Below are 16,353 nucleotides of genomic sequence, written 5' to 3' on the forward strand. Positions count from 1 at the left end.
CTTAAGCAAGAGCAGCGCGTGCTCCGGCTTAAGGCAAGCCTGTTTGCGTCTTCCGCGTCAGTGCGGGCGTCCGTCGACGTAGTTCTTGATGCTGTCCGGAATTTCGTGCAGGTGATTCAGTGTGAAGAATGCGCCTTTCGGCTCCACGTCGATGCCGACGATATTATAGATCCACTCGGAATCGGTCTTCATGTGAATGGCGTTAATGCCGGCCGTCAGCGCCGGAATGACGTCGGTCCGGATCGAATTGCCGATCATCCAGGTGGCGTTCCGGTCGAAGTTTCCTTCCCGGAGGATGCCCTCCATCGCTTCGGTGTTCTTCTTGGCGCGTACGTAAATGCGGGGGCCGAAATACCGTTCCAGCTGCATCTGTTCGATTTTCTTCCGTTGAATGAGCAGTTCGCCACCGGTGTACAAGTGCAGCTCATGCCCTTGGTCGGCTAGCGCGTACAGCGTCTCTTCCATGTTCGGATACGGCTCCGCCTCGAATTCGTACACGCTGTGTCCGAGTTTCCAAAGGAAATCTTCCTCCGACGCGGATCGCGCGCGACCCAGCAAATCGGAAAAGTACCGATACGTGTCAATGAAGGAACGAGGGAAGTGATCGCTCTTGAAGCCCTCGAGCTGCACGCCGGCGATATCGATCTCCGTCTGTTTCTCGTGGATCTCCTGCTTCGTGACGCCATAGCCTCTGAACCAGTCGGTCATGCAGTCGGTGAACTGGTCGATGACGAAGAAGAAGTATTTGTTGCAGTAAATAAGCGTATCATCGAGATCGAATAGAATGGTTTGTTTCATCTTAAGCACGGCTCCTTCTCCGGATGATTTCGCTGTAGATACAATCTACCGCATCTTGGGATTCGCCGTCAAATCGAATAGCGCTGGGATCATTTACAAAACCTAAGGCCCGGAGGTGAGTGGAAATGGTGCTGAACAAGAACAGCAAGCGGAACCGGAACGACCAGTCCAGCCTGAAGGAATATTACGTCAGCCTGAAGCCGGAAAAAGCGGCAAACAGGCCGGCAAGCCTGAACGGTATTAACAAACAACTGCCGTAGCCGAACGAGCGGCGCGTCGCTGTCTTGGTCAGAAGGTCCCTAAGCGGAAAATAGGGTAGAGGTCTCTATATGGCGGATGGCATGCCGGACGCGTGAACGGCGGCGTCCATCGAAGGCGCCTTTCGTTATATAGAGACACCGAGAAGCGGAATCGTCGCGCCTGCACGATCACGCGTACTTTTTCATCTTGGCCGTTAAGTCCTGCTTGATGAACGCAAGTCTCTTTTTGACGTAGAAGTCGTAGCTGGCTCCCTTCAGATCGCGGGGGCTGATCACCTCATCCGCACTGTTGTCGATAATGGTCAACGCGCCGTTGGAATAGAACTTGAACGTCAAGTCCCGGAACGGGCGGTGGTTCTCGATAAAACGATAGTTTTCGCAGTTTGTCATGAAGGCCAGCCTCCTCACGGTATCTGAAAGATTAGAACATCTGTTCCTATTTTGATTATAGCAAACATTTGTTCGTATGGAAACTATTATTTTTTTCCCTTACACTAGATTCATATGAAAGCCTTTTAATCGCGAACGATTAACGAGATTAAGCAGCCCCGCGAGGGATAAGGAGCGCCAGTCATGATCAGAGTATCGCAATTATCGAAACAAATCCCGGGCGGGCCTCAGGTTCTCTCCGGCATCAGCCTCACTATAGAACCGGGCGAGTTCATCGCCGTGAAAGGTGCGAGCGGGAGCGGCAAGTCCATGCTGCTGAAATGCCTCGCGCTGAAGGAAAAATGGACGAGCGGCAGCTATACCGTCGACGGCGTCGATATTTTCGCCAAAGGGCTTCAAGGCCGCTTGAAGGTGCACCGCGAAATTGCGTATCTGGAAGAGAAGCCGACGTTGTACGGCAACCGGACGGCGCTCAAGAACGTGACGATCGGGGCGGTCGGACAGACGCCGTTCTGGCGGCGGATCACGGGGATGGTGCGCAACGACGATTATATGGGCGCCATGGACATGATCGAGAAGATGGGCCTGCTCGACAAAGCCCATCAGAAGGGCGACAAGCTGAGCGGCGGGGAACGGCAGCGCATCGCCATGGCACGGGCGCTGGTCCACGGCGCGAAGACGCTGCTCGTTGACGAGCCGGTATCCGGCCTCGATCCGCACGCGGCCGAGCAGGTGCTGTCCGACCTCAAGCGGATGTGCCGGATCCAGCAAATCTCCGTCGTCGCGGTCATGCATCAGGGCGATTGGGCGGAACGGTTCGCGGACCGGATCGTCGGCCTGAACAGCGGCGAGATCGTGCTCGACATCAAGGGCAGGCGCATGACGGAGCGGGAGAAGAGCCTGCTGTGAGCGCCTGGGCTCCTGATGGTTACGCGTTCGAGCTCCGGCCGATGCGTGCGGAAAACCTCGATGCGGCCCACGAGCTGGAGCTGTCCTGTTATCCGGCCGAGGCGGCGGCGGCGCGCGAGGCGTTCGCGTTCCGGCAGCGGCATTTCCCGGGCTATTTCCGTGCGGCCTGGCGGAACGGAGCGTTGATCGGCCTGGCGTGCGGCGTCCGTACTGACGACGACAGCAGCGCGTCGGACGGCGTCAAGAGCGCGCACGGTTCGCCGGACGCGGAAGGCCGATACTTGTGCGTGCTGTCCGTCGCCGTGGCGGAGGCGCACCGCGGCCGGGGCGTCGCGAAGGCGCTCATGGAAGCGCTTATCGGTCAAGCGGCGGACGATCGGCTTGCGGGCATCGTGCTCATGTGCAAGGCGCATTTGATCGGCTTTTACGAAGAGCTCGGCTTCCGTCACGAAGGCAGGTCGGCTTCCGCGCACGGCGGTCTGGCGTGGCACGAAATGAAGCGGAATCTCTCCGCGGCGCGGGGTGATTGAAGCAAATGGCAAAGGCGGGAAGGAACCGGCATAGAATGGAACATCATCCTATAGAGGCAGGTGTTCCGACATGGCGTTCCAATTCCAGCCGCCGGCCATCGTGCAATCCTCGCGGGTCGCGTTCCCGAAGGCGGAGCTTCACGTGCCCGTCGTGAGCGGGCTCCGGCAGCCGGCCGCGCAGGCCGCGATCAACAACAAGATCCGCGAGACCGAGCGGCAGCTGGTCCAGGATCAAGGCTCGCTCTCCGATCCCCGGGCGGAAATGATCGGGTATTTTGAAATCAAGACGAACGAAAAAAACGTGCTCAGCCTTTCGCTCTACAATTACGCCTATACCGGCGGGGCGCACGGCCTGACGCTCCAGGAATCGCTCACCTTCGACGCGGCGACGGGCAAAAGTTTCACGCTCGCCGAGCTGTTCAAGCCGGGAAGCGATTACGTGAAGCGGCTGTCCGACCTGGTCCGGGCGCAAATCGCGGCGCGGCAGATCGAGACGTTCGAACCGTTCAAGGCCATTCGTCCCGACCAGCCATTTTATATCGCGGACCGCGCATTGGTCATTTATTTCGCGCTTTACGAAATCACGCCGTACGCGTTTGGATTTCCCTATTTTCCAATTTCGGTGTACGATGTGAGCGACATCGTCCATCCGCTCGGGCCGCTCGGGCGGATGGACGCGAACGATTAACGCGTAGAAGGGGTTCCCGTTCCCATGGTGTATGTACTCGTATCGCTGCTCGTCCTTCTAGGATTCCTTCTGTTCGCTGCGCGGCGCCGGAGGGACGAGCGGAGCAAGCCCGTCATCGCGGATCGCGGCACCGCGCCCGCGCGCATGCCGAAGCCGGCGGAGCCTTCCGACCGGGAAATCGCGGCTTCGGGCGATTCCACTGGCGGCAGCGTCCGCCGCGTGCTCATCGTCGACGACCAGCCGCTGATCCGGGCGATGCTCGCCGAGCTGTTCGAGCGGGAGGGCGCGATCGTCAGGCAGGCGCAGAGCGGCGCTGCCGCAATCGACGCCGTCCGGGCCGGCGGCATCGATCACGTCCTGCTCGACCTGAAACTGCCGGACATGGACGGCATCGAAGCGCTTAGAGCCATTAGACGTTTGGACGACTGCGTCCCGGTGTCGCTGATGACGGGCTACGGGAGTCCCGAGCAATTGAACGAGGCCGAACGGCTGGGGATCGGGGCGTGCTTCATGAAGCCGTTCGATCTGCTGCAGGTGAAACGCCACGTGCTGGGCGGCGCGATCGACGCCGGGATCGACGCCGGCGAAGTGTCCTGACCGGGCGCGGCGATCAGTCCCTTCCTGATGAACTCGCGACCCGCGAGTCCGCGCGTGCGTTCCGGATAAGATGGCCTAGGGATCGGTTCAAAGGTTGAATGCACATGAAGAATTCAAATGAACAATACAAGTCCAGATTACAAATCAAAATTACAAATCAAATTACAAATCGAGGTTACATATCCTAGTCAAGGGTACAAGTCCCTTCCGTTCACTTTTGTCCGCCGGGTGCGCGCCTCCGGCGTTTTTTTATTGGCGGGGAAATGCGGGCGGCGTGCTGACCGAATCGGCCGCCTCATAGAGTCAAATAGGAGGTGTCGGCATGCTGCTGCTCTGGATCGGATGCGCGTTATTCGCCGCGGTATGCGGACTTGCCTTCTCTTTGGCGCGCGTCGCCGAGCGCAGAGCGAAGCTGTCGCTTCATCAGCCGTTGCGAAGCCACGGCGCCTATGTCCGGTATATGCGGGACAAACACGAGCTGAACGGACTCGGCATCGCGCAGCAGCTCTCCCGGCATATGGGCGGTCTGTCGTCCTTAGGCCTGACGTTCTCGTCGCTGCCGATGCTCGGGGGCGCCTTGTTTCTGCTCGGTCCGGCGATCGCCGCAGGCGGACCCGCGGTCATCGGCGTCGGCTGGCCGATCATCGGCTTGTTCGGCCTGTTGACGGCCGGCGCGGTCGCTTCGTACGCATCGGCGGTGCCGACGGCCGGCGGCTGCTACCATTGGGCGCTGGCCGCGAGCGGCAGGCGGGCCGGACTGTGGTCCGGCTGGCTGCATATCGCCGGCTCGTCGCTGCTGCTGATGACCACGAACGTATGGCTCGCGGATTGGATCTGCCGGACGGTCGAGCGGCTCTTCGCCTCGACCGGCGGCGCGGGCTTGTATTATACGGCGCTGACCGCGCTGTTCGTGTCGCAGGCGGCCGTGGCCGCGCGGGCCATGCGCGGTTTCGTCCGCCTGCTGGCATGGTCCGCGATCGTCCAGCTGCTGCTGCCGGCCGTGATCGTCGCGGCGCTCGCGGCCCAAGTCTGGCACGGGGGCGATTCGTTTTTGTCGCTCGGCCTGACGGCGGCGGATATGAACCCGGCGGGGGAGGAAGGCGGTCAAGGGCCGGCGCTGCTCGGCTTTATGCTGCTGCAGCGAATGTTCCTCGGCCTCGGCGACGGGGCGCAAGCCGCGGAAGAGACGCACGATCCGCGCGTCAACGTGCCGTGGTCGATCTTCCTGTCCGCCGCGGCGCTGGCGCTGCTCGGCTTCGTGCTGTTCGCGTTCATCGCCATGCACGCGCGGACCGGAGCGGGCGGCCTGACCGCGCCGGCCGCGATCGGCGATTGGCTCGTCGGCGCGTGGGAGCGGCTCGGGAACGCCGTCGCGTCGCTGTTCTTCTTGCTCACGGCCGCGATCGTCTGGGCGGGCGGGACGTCGACGCTGGCCGCCGTCTCAAAGACCCTCTTCGCCATGGGCCGCGACGAATCGGCGCCGTTCGCGGCGAAGCTGGCCGCCGTGTCCGTGAGGCACCGCTCGCCGGCCTGGGCGACGCTGGCGGCCGCGGCGGGCGCCGGTCTGCCCGCGCTCGCGTTCGCCCTGGCGGTGCCGCGCGATGCGCTGGGGCTGCAGCTGCCGCAGCTCGTGCTGGCCGGCGTCGCGGCCATGCACGCGGCCTACGCGCTGCCGATTGCCGGCCGGCTGATGGAAACGCTGCGCGGGCGAGGCGCCGGGGGAAGCCGAAAGCGCTCAAGGCTTAGAGGGCCCTGGGAGCTCGGGAAATACGCCGCCGTCGTCGACGCGGCGACGGTGTGCTGGCTCGCGGGAACCGGATTCATGGCCGTCTGCCTCCTGAAGCCGGTCGCGCTGATGGCCGCGGCGGCCATCAGCGCGGCGGGTGCGGTCGGCATCGAGCGCCGGCAGCGCGCCTTGCGGCGCAAATCGCCGCTGAAGATCGTCGGGTCGATGCGCTTCAGCCGGCGGACGATTGATGAATGTATCAGAATTGAAAGAAAATTCCCACAATAATGGATCAGACAGCGCGGGCGATGCCGGTACAGCAAGCTGCCGGGCGCTCGCGCGGGCTTGGAAGCGCGGGAAATGGCATGCTGCTGCCTGGGAAATACCCGCCGTCGCTCGGTCCGTCATTTCCCGGGGAAGCGCAGGATGCAACACGATCGGCGGGCATTCGACACAGCCCGCGGCATTCTGCCTGATCGTGCCGGCTCCGGCTGCCGCGCCTCTCGCGAGAAGTTTGCCAACCTCCCGGGCTGCGCGTATAATTTCGGTATCGCATGCTAGGATGGAGGTCGAAGGTGGAACTCGGAACATTGCTGTCATTGAACGTCTCGCTGCTTGAAACCGTGCCGTTCGGCAACAAGGAAGTCGTCACGGGCATCAACAAAAAACCGTTCGCCGGCTTGCTCCGTCTGGCGGCCTCGGGGCTGCCCGGCGACGCGCAGGGCGATCTCGTCTATCACGGCGGACCGGATAAGGCGGTCTGCGTCTACAGCGCCGCTCATTTCCCGTATTGGACGGAGCGGTGGGGGAGACCCGCGCGTGCCGGCGATTTCGGCGAAAACTTCACCGTCTCCGCGCTGACGGAGACGTCGCTTTGCATCGGGGACGTCGTCGAAGCCGGCGGGGCGCTGCTGCAGGTCAGCCAGCCCCGGCAGCCGTGCTTCAAGCTCGGCATGAAGCACGGCCTGCCGTCGCTGCAGCTGGACGTGCAGGAGAGCGGTTATACGGGCTTCTACTTCCGCGTACTCGGCGAAGGCGACGTCAAGCAGGGCGACGCGCTCGTGCTGCGCAGCCGGAACGAAGCCGCGGTTACGATCGCGGAAGCGAACCGCGTCATGCACCGGGATCAGATGGACCGGGACGGCATCGCGAAGCTGCTCGAACTGCCCGAGCTTTCCGAGAGCTGGCGGCAGACGCTGGCCAAGCGGCTGGCCAAGCTGGACGGGGCGCCATCGTGACCGGCGCGCGGGCCGCGGCGTCCGAGGAACGGACGGATGCGTATTTCGCCGCCGTCGCTAGCCGTTATCCGCTCGGCGGTCCGCTGCGGATCGCAGAGGAAGAGAGCGGCATGAACAACACGACGCGGATGGTTTATGCCGCTAACGATCGCTACGTCCTCCGCGTGTACGACAATCACCGGGACCGCGCGGTCGTCCGCGTCGAGCACGGGCTGTTGGCGGCGCTGCGCCAAGCGGGGCTTTCTTTCCGCGTTCCGTCGCCCGTCGCGGCGCGGGACGGTTCGTCGATCGCCGAAGCGCCGGACGGCAAGCTGGCCGCGCTGTTCGGCTACATCGACGGCGACCGGCCGTCGCCGGACAACCCCGACCATGTGGCGGGGCTCGGCAGAGCGGCCGGCGAATTGACGCAGGCGCTCGCGGCATGCGGCCCGATCGCGGGTCTGGAGCCGATGTACAAGCCCTATTACGACTTCGAAGCAACGCATGCCGCCGCGGACGAGACCATGCTCGCAGCGCTGTGCCGGCGGTCGCCGGCGCTCGCGGAACGGGCGGCCGACGTCGCGGCGCTGCACGCGCTGCGCATGCGCTTAACGGCGTTAATCGACCGCATCAAGCGGCTTCCGCAACAGTGGATCCACGGCGACATCGTGTTTTCGAACGCGCTGGCGCAAGGCGGCGCGATCGTCGGGCTGCTCGATTTCGAATTTTGCACGGTCGACGTCCGGGCGATGGAGCTAGCCGTTGTGCTGGCCGATTTTGCGAGCGGGGACGACGAGCGCGCCTTTGGGCAGATGGAGCGGTTCTGCGCCGGCTACGGAGAGAAGCGTCCGCTCGGGCCAGAAGAGATCGCGCTGCTGCCGGACTTGATGCAGCTGCGCATGATCGACGTCTGGCTGCATTTCGCGATTCGGTTCGCGGAAGGCTTGGATCCGGAGCGCGTATGGATCCGGGAAATCGAGCGCGTCTTCGCCGCGTGCGGCTGGATCGAGCGCCGCCGGGAACGGCTGCTGGCGCTGTTCCGGAACGCGCTCGCGCGGAATGCCGCCGTATAGCAGGCCGGCGCGCCGAGGCAAGGGCAAAGCCCGGCGGTTCATCCCAGGGAAGGGGAATGAACCGCCGGGCTTTCGTCATATACATGCCATGATGGGTTCGCAATGCCACCGCGTCCGCAGGCGCAGCAGGAGGGGAACGCAATCGATGAAAAGCACGGCCGAGCAGCTCGGATACGGTCCGAACGACCGCGTATTGATCATTAACGCAGACGATTACGGCGTTTGCCATTCGACCAATCTCGGCGTCCAGAAACTGCTGGAGGAACGGGCGATCTCGTCCGCCACGATCATGATGCCCTGCGCGTGGGCCCGGGAAGCGGCGCAGTGGAGCGCCGCCCGCGGCCGCCTGGACGTCGGGGTGCACCTGACGTTCACGAGCGAATGGGACGCCTTGAAGTGGGGACCGGTACACCGCGGCGGTCCGACCCAGTCGATGACGACGGCGGAGGGCTATTTTCACAAGGATGCCAAGGCGTTCGAGCGGCGCGCCGACGCCGCGCAGGTCAAGCAGGAAATCGTCGCCCAGATCGAAATGGCGCTGACGCTCGGCGTCGACGTGACGCATGCCGACAATCACATGGGCAGCCTGTACGGGCTGCAGACGGGCCGGGATTTCCTAAGCGAGACGTTTGAGGCATGCGCGCACTACGGGCTGCCGTTCCGACTGCCCCGCTACTTGCTGCTCGAGAGCGGCATGCCGGCGCCGCCCGAACTGGCGGGCCTCGCCATGAAGCAGGCGGAGGCCGCCGCGCGCAAAGGCGTGCTCGTGCTCGATTATCTCGTCGGCATGCCGTTCCGGTCGGCGCCGGGCGAGACGTACGCCCAGTTCAAGGCGGGAATGATCGCGCTGCTCAAGCGGTTGAAGCCGGGCGTGACGGAGCTCGTCATCCATCCGTCGCTCGTCACCGACGAGCTCGTCGCGTTCCACGGAGAGCCGTACCGCAGGGGCATGGAGCTGGACGTCTTCCGCGATCCCGAGGTGCAGGACGCGATGCGCAGGGAAGGAATCGCGCGGATCGGGTGGCGCGAACTGAGACAGCACCAGCGCAGGCGCAGCGCGCCGTAACGGACGGCACGGCAAGGCGGAACCGGCTGTTCCAGCCTTGTTGCGGCAAAACGGACGAGCTGTACTAGCACAGAACGGCGGACAAATCGGCTGTAGCATTGTTTTGGGCTCCCTGTTTTGGAAAAAACCGCTATTCGATGGGGGGTTCTAGTGTTATACTGACTGTTGTGAATATAAAAAGTTTTCAGTTAATTCGGGAAGGGAGTGGAGCAGGTGGCAATACTTCCAAAGCAGAATGAACTTGGATTCTTTGAAATTCGATTGGAATCGATCGGCGGCCTGGGGGCCAACCTGGCGGGCAAAATGCTAGCCGAGGCGGGCGTGGTTGGAAGCGGTTTCAATGGGGTGAGCTTTTCCTCGTACGGTTCGGAGAAGAAGGGTTCGCCAGTCAAGGCGCATATCCGGTTCTGCGACATCGACACGAATATCCGCGATACGACGCCGGTGGAGCGCCCGCACATCGTCGGCGTATTCCACGAGAACCTGTCGAAGACGATCAACGTCATCAGCGGCATCTACGAGGACAGCGTCGTGCTGGTCAACTCCTCCAAGACGCCGGAGCAGCTGAAGGACAAAATCAAGCTGGCCGGCGGCACGCTGGCGGTCGTCGACGCCACGGGGATCGCGCTCGAGGAGAATAACCGCGTCAACATGGCGATGCTCGGCGGGCTGTTCCGGCTGTGCGATTTTCTCGATTTCGAGCACATGAAGGGCATTATCCGCAAGTCGCTGGAGAAGAAATACCCGCAGGCGGTCGACCCTGCGCTGCGCACGTTCCAGCGCGGCTACGACGAGGTGCGGTTCCAGACATTCGCGCTGCCGGAGGGCGTCGCGATGCCGGAGCCGACGCGATGGGACGTGCCGGTGCTCGGCTACGCGACGCAGCCGATCGGAGGGATGATCGTCAATCCCGGCAACAGTGTGCTGAAGGACCTCAGCATCTCGCGGCAGGGCATGATGCCGCATTTCGACGAAGAGAAGTGCATCCACTGCGCGGCCTGCGACACGGCCTGCCCGGATTTCTGCTTCGTCTGGGAGGAGCAGCCGGACAAGAAGGGCCGGCCGCAGATGTTCCTGCAGGGGATCGACTACCAATATTGCAAAGGCTGTTTGAAATGCGTCGTCGCCTGTCCGACCGAAGCGCTCGCCTCGGAGCGCGAAACGGACGGCTACGGCGACGAGCACCGGGTACCGCACAGATTCGAATGGGCAGCAGCGAATTAACGTCGTGGCGCGGCACCGCGCACGAAAGAGAGGAGCTTCGAAATGGCCATTGAAATCAACAAGGAAGTGAGCTCGGGCACGGTCGAGCAGCGGATGGTGTACGAATCGGGCAACGAAATGGCCGCCTACGCGGCGCATCAAATCAATTACCACGTCATGGGCTACTTCCCGATTTCGCCTTCGACGGAGGTCGCGCAGTTCCTCGACCTCATGAAGGCGAACGGCCAGCACGACATCAAGCTGATCCCGGCGGACGGCGAGCACGGCTCCGCGGGCATCTGCTATGGCGCCTCGGCCGCGGGGGGACGCGTGTTCAACGCGACGAGCTCCAACGGTTACCTTTATATGCTCGAACAGATGCCGGTGCAATCCGGCACGCGGTTCCCGATGGTCATGAACCTCGTCTGCCGGTCCGTCTCCGGACCGCTCGACATTCACGGGGACCACTCCGACTTATACTTCGCGCTCAATACCGGCTGGCCGATCGTGATGTGCCGCGACCCGCAGGCGGTGTACGACATGAACATCATGGCGCTCAAGCTGGCCGAGGATCCGGAGGTCCGGCTGCCGGTGCTCGTCGCGTCCGACGGCTACTTCACGTCCCACCAGAAGCGCCGTGTGCAGACGTTCGCGCACCGGGCCGATGTGCACGCCTTCATCGGCGAGCATGCGCCGGACGGCTTCAAGCACGTGCTCGACCGCAACAATCCGATCACCGTCGGCCCATACATGAACGAGCCGGATTACATCAACAACTGCTACCAGCAGTCCGTGGCCATGTACAAAGCAGCGGACGTATTTGACCGCATCCGCCAAGAATACGCCGCGCTCACGGGACGCGATTACCCAATCCTCGACCTGTACCGGATGGACGACGCCGAGGTGGCGGTGTTCCTGATGAACTCGGCTTCCGAGATCATCAAGGACGTCGTCGACCAGCTGCGTGCCAAAGGCATCAAGGCGGGTTCCATCGCGCCGAACATGATCCGTCCGTTCCCGGCCAAGCAGATCGCCGAGGCGCTGCGCGGCGTCAAGGCCGTCACGATCGGCGACCGCGCCGATTCCTACGGCGGACACGGGGGCAACATGACGAACGAGATCAAGGCGGCGCTGTTCACGCACGGCGTCAAGGACACGCTCGTCATCAGCCGAATCTACGGCCTCGGGGGCAAAGACTTCTACGCCGAGGACGGGCACCATCTGTTCGAGCTCGCCGTCGAGGCGGCGCGGACGGGCAAAGTCGACGTGCCGTTCGATTATTGGGGCCATTCGCCCGGCGATCCGGCCAAAGCGCCGAAGCGCGTGCTGGAGCCCTTGAAGTACGAGGATCTCAAGACGGGGCTGATCACCGTCGACCGCGACGCCGCGAGCGGCAAGCTCAAGGTGAAGGTGCCGCCGGTCCGCCAGCTGACGAAGAAGCCGAAGCGGCTCGCGCCGGGGCACGGCGCTTGTCCGGGCTGCGGCATTTTCTCCGGGCTCGAGCTGTTCTTCAAAGGCATCGAGGGGGACATCGTGGCGCTCTACCAGACGGGCTGCGCGATGGTCGTCACGACGGGCTTCCCGTATTCCTCGCACAAGGCGACGTATATCCACAACCTGTTCCAGAACGGGGCGGCCACGCTGTCCGGCGTCGTCGAGATGTTCTGGGAGCGCAAGCGCCGCGGCGAGCTGGACCAATACGGGCTGAAGGACGATTTCACGTTCGTCATGATCACGGGAGACGGCGGCATGGACATCGGCATGGGGCCTGCGATCGGCAGCGCGCTGCGCAACCATAAGATGATCATTCTCGAATACGACAACGAAGGCTACATGAATACCGGCGCGCAGCTGTCGTACTCGACGCCGCTCGGCCATCGCACCTCGACGTCGAACGTCGGCAAGCATCAGGGCGGCAAGCTGTTCCACCACAAGGACACGGCGCAAATCATGGCGGCCACGAACATTCCGTACGTCTTCACGGGCTCGGAATCGCTGCCGCAGGATCTGCTCCGCAAAGCGGCCAAGGCGCAGTACTACGCGCAGAACGCGGGCCTCGTGTACGGCAAGATTCTCATCACGTGCCCGCTCAACTGGCTGTCGGAGGAGAAGATCGGCCAAACGCTGATCGACGACGCGGTGAACAGCTGCTTCTTCCCGCTGTACGAAGTGGAGGAAGGCATCACGTCCATCACGTACAACCCGGAGGACAAGGGCAAGCGGATACCGCTCGGCGACTGGCTCAAGAACATGGGCAAGACGAAGCACATGACGCGGCCGGAATACGCCGAAGCGCTGAAGATGTTCGAGGACGAGGTGGAGCGCCGCTGGCAGCGGCTGAAGGCGAAGCACGAGAACGCGTATCTGTAGGAAGAAGTTCCTTTACGCCGTTTACCAAGGCGCGGCTCGAAAGGGCCGGCGCCTTGCTTGCGTTCCGGCATCGGCCCCGGGCAAGACCCGGCCGGCACGCATGCGGACCGGCCGGGGGAAAGGAGCGGACACGCCATGCCAGTCGTACTGCGTCACCGCGCATCGGGCGAAATCGCCTGCGGCGTGCTGAAGAATGTCTATGATTTTGCATATTTTGGCGCTCTTTGGTGGGAGGATAACGAGACGGCGGAGCGCGAGGCCGAATCGGCGCTCGCGCTGGCCGGCTACGAGTACGACGGCGCCTGGGACGCGCTCGACGTCCGGGAGGAGCGGCTGAAGCTGTTCAACGTGAAGCTGAACAACGACCGGCGGCGACGGCTGGTGCTCGAGCCCGACGGAACGGTCGCCGTGTTCAAAACCTAGCGCCGGCACAGGCGGGGAGGTCGTGAGGGACATGGACGCAGCACAGGAGGACGATTATTTCGCAAGGCTGCGCGAGCTCCGCGCGCCGGGGGAAATCGAAGCGTTCGGCGAAGCGCTGCGGGAGGCGGGCTTCACGCCGCTGCGGCGGTTTCTGGACGCGTTCCGGCACTATTTGCGGACCTACGGGGAAGCGGAATGCGGCTGGGCGTCCGAGCTGCTGAAGCGGGCGAAGCAGGCGGTTCCCGAGCCGGGCCGGGTGAGCCCTTCGTGGGCGTACGTCTGGCGCGAATACGACGGCATCGTCCGCACGAAGGCGCAGGTGTTCCGGGACGTGCCCGCGGCGGAACGGGACGGCGAATGGCAGGTGCTGCTCGACAACCCGTATTCCAATCAAAACATCGCGGTGTATCCGGGGCTCGATTTCCTCGAAGCGGCGTACATGTTCGCGTATTTCCGGACGGAGCTCGCGAACAACGAATATATCCGGCTGCAGAAGATCGCGACCGTGATGACGTGCTCGGGCGCGGACTCCGACGGCCTGCAGCCGATCGCGAGCCTGTGACGGGGCCGGCGGCCCCCCAAAAAAAGGGTTTGATTCCCGCAGCGACCGGCTGCGGCGGAATCAAACCCTTTGCGTTTAGGAACCGGCGCGGACTTTGCCGGTGCGGAGATGCGCGGCGATCTTGCGGCCGTGGAACCGCCCGGATTCGATGAATATCTCGTTCGCCTCGTGGCGCGAGGCGACGACGCCGGCCAGATAGACGCCGGGCACGTTGCTCTCCATCGTCTCGTCGTCGAAGGTCGGATAGCCTTCCTCCTCCATCGTGACGCCGATCGCGTCCAGGAACGCGCGGTCCGGGCGGAAGCCGGTGAGCGCCAGCACGAAGTCGTTCGGCACCGGTTCGCGGACGCCGCCGCGCTCGATCGTCACGGTCCGCGGTCCGATGTCGACGACCCGGGAGGCGAATCGCATGGCGATCCGGCCTTTGTTCACCAGCCCTTCAAAGAGGGGGCGGACCCATGGCTTGATGTGCGTCGAATACGTCTCGCCGCGGTATACGACCGTGACGTCCGCCCCGACGCGCTCGAGTTCGAGCGCAGCATCGATCGCGGAGTTGCTTCCGCCGATGATCGCGACCTTCATGCCGGTATACGGATGCGCCTCGCGGAAGAAATGGGTGACCTTGTCCAGCTCCTCGCCGGGGATGCCGAGCAGGTTCGGATGGTCGAAGTAGCCCGTCGCGACGATGACGGCGTCCGCGCGATACTGCCGGTCTTCGCCGGTACGATCATGGCTGCGCAGGACGAAGGTGCTGTCCGGCTGAGTCTCGACGGCCGTGACCGTCTCGTAGGCGTGAATCCGGACGTTCTTCCGCAGTGCGATGCTGCGATAATAATTGAGCGCTTCGAGCCGGGACGGCTTCTCGTTCGCCGTCGTGAACGGGATATCGGCGATCTCCAAATTGGCCGGGGTGCTGAAGAAATTCATATACGTCGGATACTGCGAGATGGAATGCACGACGTTCCGCTTCTCGATGACGAGCGGGGAGAGCCCGATCGACTGAAGCTCGACGGCGGCGGCGAGGCCGCACGGGCCAGCGCCGATAATGATGATTTGTTCGTCAGGCATAAGCATGATTCTATCAACTCCATTATTCATTTCGAGCCTTCTGCGGGAATACGTATTAGTTTACCACATTTGCGGGAGGCGGCGCCGCAGCCATGGCCACACTGGCCGGCGGCGAAGGCGGAAAGCCGATACAAGCAATTGGCTCTGTGTCGCAGGAACAAATTGTTGTATAATAAGCTAACGCTGCTTGAAGGGGGAGATAGAATGCGACGGCGATTCGTTATTGAAGCCGTAATGGTTGCTACTTATGGTCAATTGCTCGTGCCAAGCCGGCCGGTCGATTTTGTCTTGCCATATTCGACGATCATGGAGCTTTATGATATGAAGGACGGATCGGAGCCGGTCATGGACGATCCGGAAGACGATAAGCACGTGAAAGGCAAAATTCAGGAGCTGATCGGATTTTTCGAGGATCCGTTCAACCGCAAGAAGATCGAACGGGCGCTGCAAATGCCGTGGCGGGAAAGCTCGCCGCTGCTGCTGAACGACACGGTGCAGTTCACGGTCGTGCACGCGGTGGACAACGCCCAGTACGGGGAATATTTCGATCCGATCGAGACTGAGCTGCTGCTCACGTCCATGAAGCTCGGCGTCCCGCTCCTGTCGGACCAGTTCGAATTCCAGGATAAGCTGCTGGAAGCCGAGGTGCCGGTCCAGGTGTACGACATCGAGGATTACGAGTTCGCGGTCGAGCAGGGCATCGAAGCGTCGGACTTCGAGTCGACCCGCGATCTGTAAGGCAAAATCGAGCAACCTGATAAAGGCTGCGTCGGCGGCAAGGCGACGATCGTCATCCTGCCCCGGCCGCGGCCTTTTTTCGTTCGCCCCTCTTGCGCAATGCTGGAAAGAATGCGCCCGGACGGGCACTTGATCGCCGACGGGTAAAAGGCCGCTTCCGCTATGGAATGGCCTGCCTTTTCCGCCTACGGTTGGCAAAGCGGCGATCGGGGCACCCTGGATAAATGAATAATTGACATTCAGACCTAAATTAATATAAGCTTACAAAGAATTTTCAATTTCACGGAACGGGAGATCGATGATGAAATTCAACGTTAAAATTAAAGATTTTGCGGCGGCTGATATGAATCCGGAAGCGGGTCTTTATCATTTCGTCGTGACGATGTCCGACAACACCCAATGCCGGTTGATCTTCACGAAGAAACCGGACTGGAAGCTGATCGGCGTCAACCGCCTGCTGACCGTGCCTTGTCCGATCTGCAGAAGGGATTACTACTGCAATTGCATGACGAGCTATGTGGAACAATTCGAGCGCGAAGTGTTGGATAACGAGCTGATTTCTTCCGTTCTTTAATTTATGGATGCCCGAGCAGCCGCCTCTTGCGCAAAGGCGGTTGTTTTTGTTATACTTCAAGCCAATACAGCAAACAGGCCGATGATGAGAATCCAACTCGGAGGCGTTGCGTACGGAAGCGCGGCCGGGCAGGCCGGCTTCCCCAAGCAGTCCGGCACCGC

General features: G+C 62.3%; 18 protein-coding genes. 15 read left to right on the forward strand and 3 right to left on the reverse strand.

The genetic code is table 11. From position 1 onward, the window contains the following. Positions 1-57: 57 nt before the first annotated feature. Positions 58-798, reverse strand: a complete 741-nt coding sequence (locus ACFPB1_RS09630; RefSeq protein ID WP_379224476.1) for an HAD family hydrolase — start codon at positions 796-798, stop codon at positions 58-60. 125 nt (positions 799-923) lie between these two features. Between ACFPB1_RS09630 and ACFPB1_RS09635 the strand changes: the two genes are divergently transcribed. Next, positions 924-1,058, forward strand: a complete 135-nt coding sequence (locus ACFPB1_RS09635) for a hypothetical protein (RefSeq protein ID WP_379224478.1) — start codon at positions 924-926, stop codon at positions 1,056-1,058. A 168-nt stretch (positions 1,059-1,226) separates the two neighbouring features. On the opposite strand, the gene ACFPB1_RS09640 is transcribed toward ACFPB1_RS09635, so the two are convergent. After that, the gene (locus tag ACFPB1_RS09640) at positions 1,227-1,448 is read right to left on the reverse strand and encodes a hypothetical protein (RefSeq protein ID WP_090636072.1); all 222 of its coding nucleotides are present in this window, start codon (positions 1,446-1,448) and stop codon (positions 1,227-1,229) included. A 183-nt stretch (positions 1,449-1,631) separates the two neighbouring features. Here ACFPB1_RS09640 and ACFPB1_RS09645 point away from each other — a divergent pair, with 183 nt between their 5' ends. The 12 genes from ACFPB1_RS09645 to ACFPB1_RS09700 all read left to right on the forward strand — a co-directional run bounded on the left by ACFPB1_RS09645 (position 1,632) and on the right by ACFPB1_RS09700 (position 13,812). Further along, positions 1,632-2,357, forward strand: coding sequence for a phosphonate ABC transporter ATP-binding protein (locus ACFPB1_RS09645; RefSeq protein WP_379224480.1), 726 nt, complete (start codon positions 1,632-1,634; stop codon positions 2,355-2,357). Then, entirely contained in the window at positions 2,354-2,887 is a 534-nt protein-coding gene (locus ACFPB1_RS09650) for a GNAT family N-acetyltransferase (RefSeq protein WP_379224482.1), read from the forward strand. The genes ACFPB1_RS09645 and ACFPB1_RS09650 overlap by 4 nt, the downstream gene beginning before the upstream one ends. Before the next feature lie 70 nt (positions 2,888-2,957). After that, a complete protein-coding gene (locus ACFPB1_RS09655; RefSeq protein ID WP_379224484.1) occupies positions 2,958-3,575 on the forward strand; it encodes a DUF3298 and DUF4163 domain-containing protein in 618 nt (205 codons plus the stop codon). Positions 3,576-3,599: 24 nt separating this feature from the next. Continuing rightward, positions 3,600-4,172, forward strand: a complete 573-nt coding sequence (locus ACFPB1_RS09660) for a response regulator (protein WP_379224486.1) — start codon at positions 3,600-3,602, stop codon at positions 4,170-4,172. A gap of 322 nt (positions 4,173-4,494) precedes the next feature. Next, positions 4,495-6,186: an amino acid permease gene (locus ACFPB1_RS09665; protein WP_379224488.1), complete on the forward strand. Its 1,692-nt coding sequence runs from the start codon at positions 4,495-4,497 to the stop codon at positions 6,184-6,186. A 287-nt stretch (positions 6,187-6,473) separates the two neighbouring features. Further along, positions 6,474-7,136, forward strand: a complete 663-nt coding sequence (locus ACFPB1_RS09670; protein ID WP_379224490.1) for an MOSC domain-containing protein — start codon at positions 6,474-6,476, stop codon at positions 7,134-7,136. Continuing rightward, positions 7,133-8,188 (forward strand): homoserine kinase, encoded by a 1,056-nt coding sequence (locus ACFPB1_RS09675; RefSeq protein WP_379224492.1) that lies wholly within the window; start codon positions 7,133-7,135, stop codon positions 8,186-8,188. Before ACFPB1_RS09670 ends, ACFPB1_RS09675 begins: the two co-directional genes overlap by 4 nt. A gap of 145 nt (positions 8,189-8,333) precedes the next feature. Beyond that, the gene (locus ACFPB1_RS09680; RefSeq protein WP_379224494.1) at positions 8,334-9,254 is read left to right on the forward strand and encodes a polysaccharide deacetylase family protein; all 921 of its coding nucleotides are present in this window, start codon (positions 8,334-8,336) and stop codon (positions 9,252-9,254) included. Positions 9,255-9,467: 213 nt separating this feature from the next. Next, the gene (locus ACFPB1_RS09685) at positions 9,468-10,478 is read left to right on the forward strand and encodes a 2-oxoacid:acceptor oxidoreductase family protein (protein WP_379224496.1); all 1,011 of its coding nucleotides are present in this window, start codon (positions 9,468-9,470) and stop codon (positions 10,476-10,478) included. A gap of 42 nt (positions 10,479-10,520) precedes the next feature. Continuing rightward, complete coding sequence (locus tag ACFPB1_RS09690; protein ID WP_379224498.1) at positions 10,521-12,827, forward strand: thiamine pyrophosphate-dependent enzyme; 2,307 nt, start codon at positions 10,521-10,523, stop codon at positions 12,825-12,827. A 135-nt stretch (positions 12,828-12,962) separates the two neighbouring features. Further along, the gene (locus tag ACFPB1_RS09695) at positions 12,963-13,250 is read left to right on the forward strand and encodes a hypothetical protein (RefSeq protein ID WP_379224500.1); all 288 of its coding nucleotides are present in this window, start codon (positions 12,963-12,965) and stop codon (positions 13,248-13,250) included. A 31-nt stretch (positions 13,251-13,281) separates the two neighbouring features. After that, positions 13,282-13,812 carry a hypothetical protein gene (locus ACFPB1_RS09700; protein WP_379224502.1) on the forward strand — a complete coding sequence of 177 codons (531 nt, stop codon included), beginning with the start codon at positions 13,282-13,284 and terminating at the stop codon, positions 13,810-13,812. Between the two features lie 75 nt (positions 13,813-13,887). Here ACFPB1_RS09700 and ACFPB1_RS09705 read toward each other — a convergent pair whose 3' ends face one another. Beyond that, positions 13,888-14,880 carry a YpdA family putative bacillithiol disulfide reductase gene (locus tag ACFPB1_RS09705; RefSeq protein ID WP_379224551.1) on the reverse strand — a complete coding sequence of 331 codons (993 nt, stop codon included), beginning with the start codon at positions 14,878-14,880 and terminating at the stop codon, positions 13,888-13,890. A gap of 204 nt (positions 14,881-15,084) precedes the next feature. Here ACFPB1_RS09705 and ACFPB1_RS09710 point away from each other — a divergent pair, with 204 nt between their 5' ends. Together ACFPB1_RS09710 and ACFPB1_RS09715 are read left to right on the forward strand one after the other, a co-directional pair. After that, positions 15,085-15,618, forward strand: coding sequence for an ADP-heptose synthase (locus ACFPB1_RS09710; protein WP_379224504.1), 534 nt, complete (start codon positions 15,085-15,087; stop codon positions 15,616-15,618). A 301-nt stretch (positions 15,619-15,919) separates the two neighbouring features. Then, the gene (locus tag ACFPB1_RS09715; RefSeq protein ID WP_090637076.1) at positions 15,920-16,192 is read left to right on the forward strand and encodes a hypothetical protein; all 273 of its coding nucleotides are present in this window, start codon (positions 15,920-15,922) and stop codon (positions 16,190-16,192) included. Positions 16,193-16,353: the final 161 nt, after the last annotated feature.

The sequence above is a fragment of the Paenibacillus sp. GCM10023250 genome, from assembly GCF_042653205.1.
Lineage (GTDB): Bacteria > Bacillota > Bacilli > Paenibacillales > Paenibacillaceae > Paenibacillus_Z.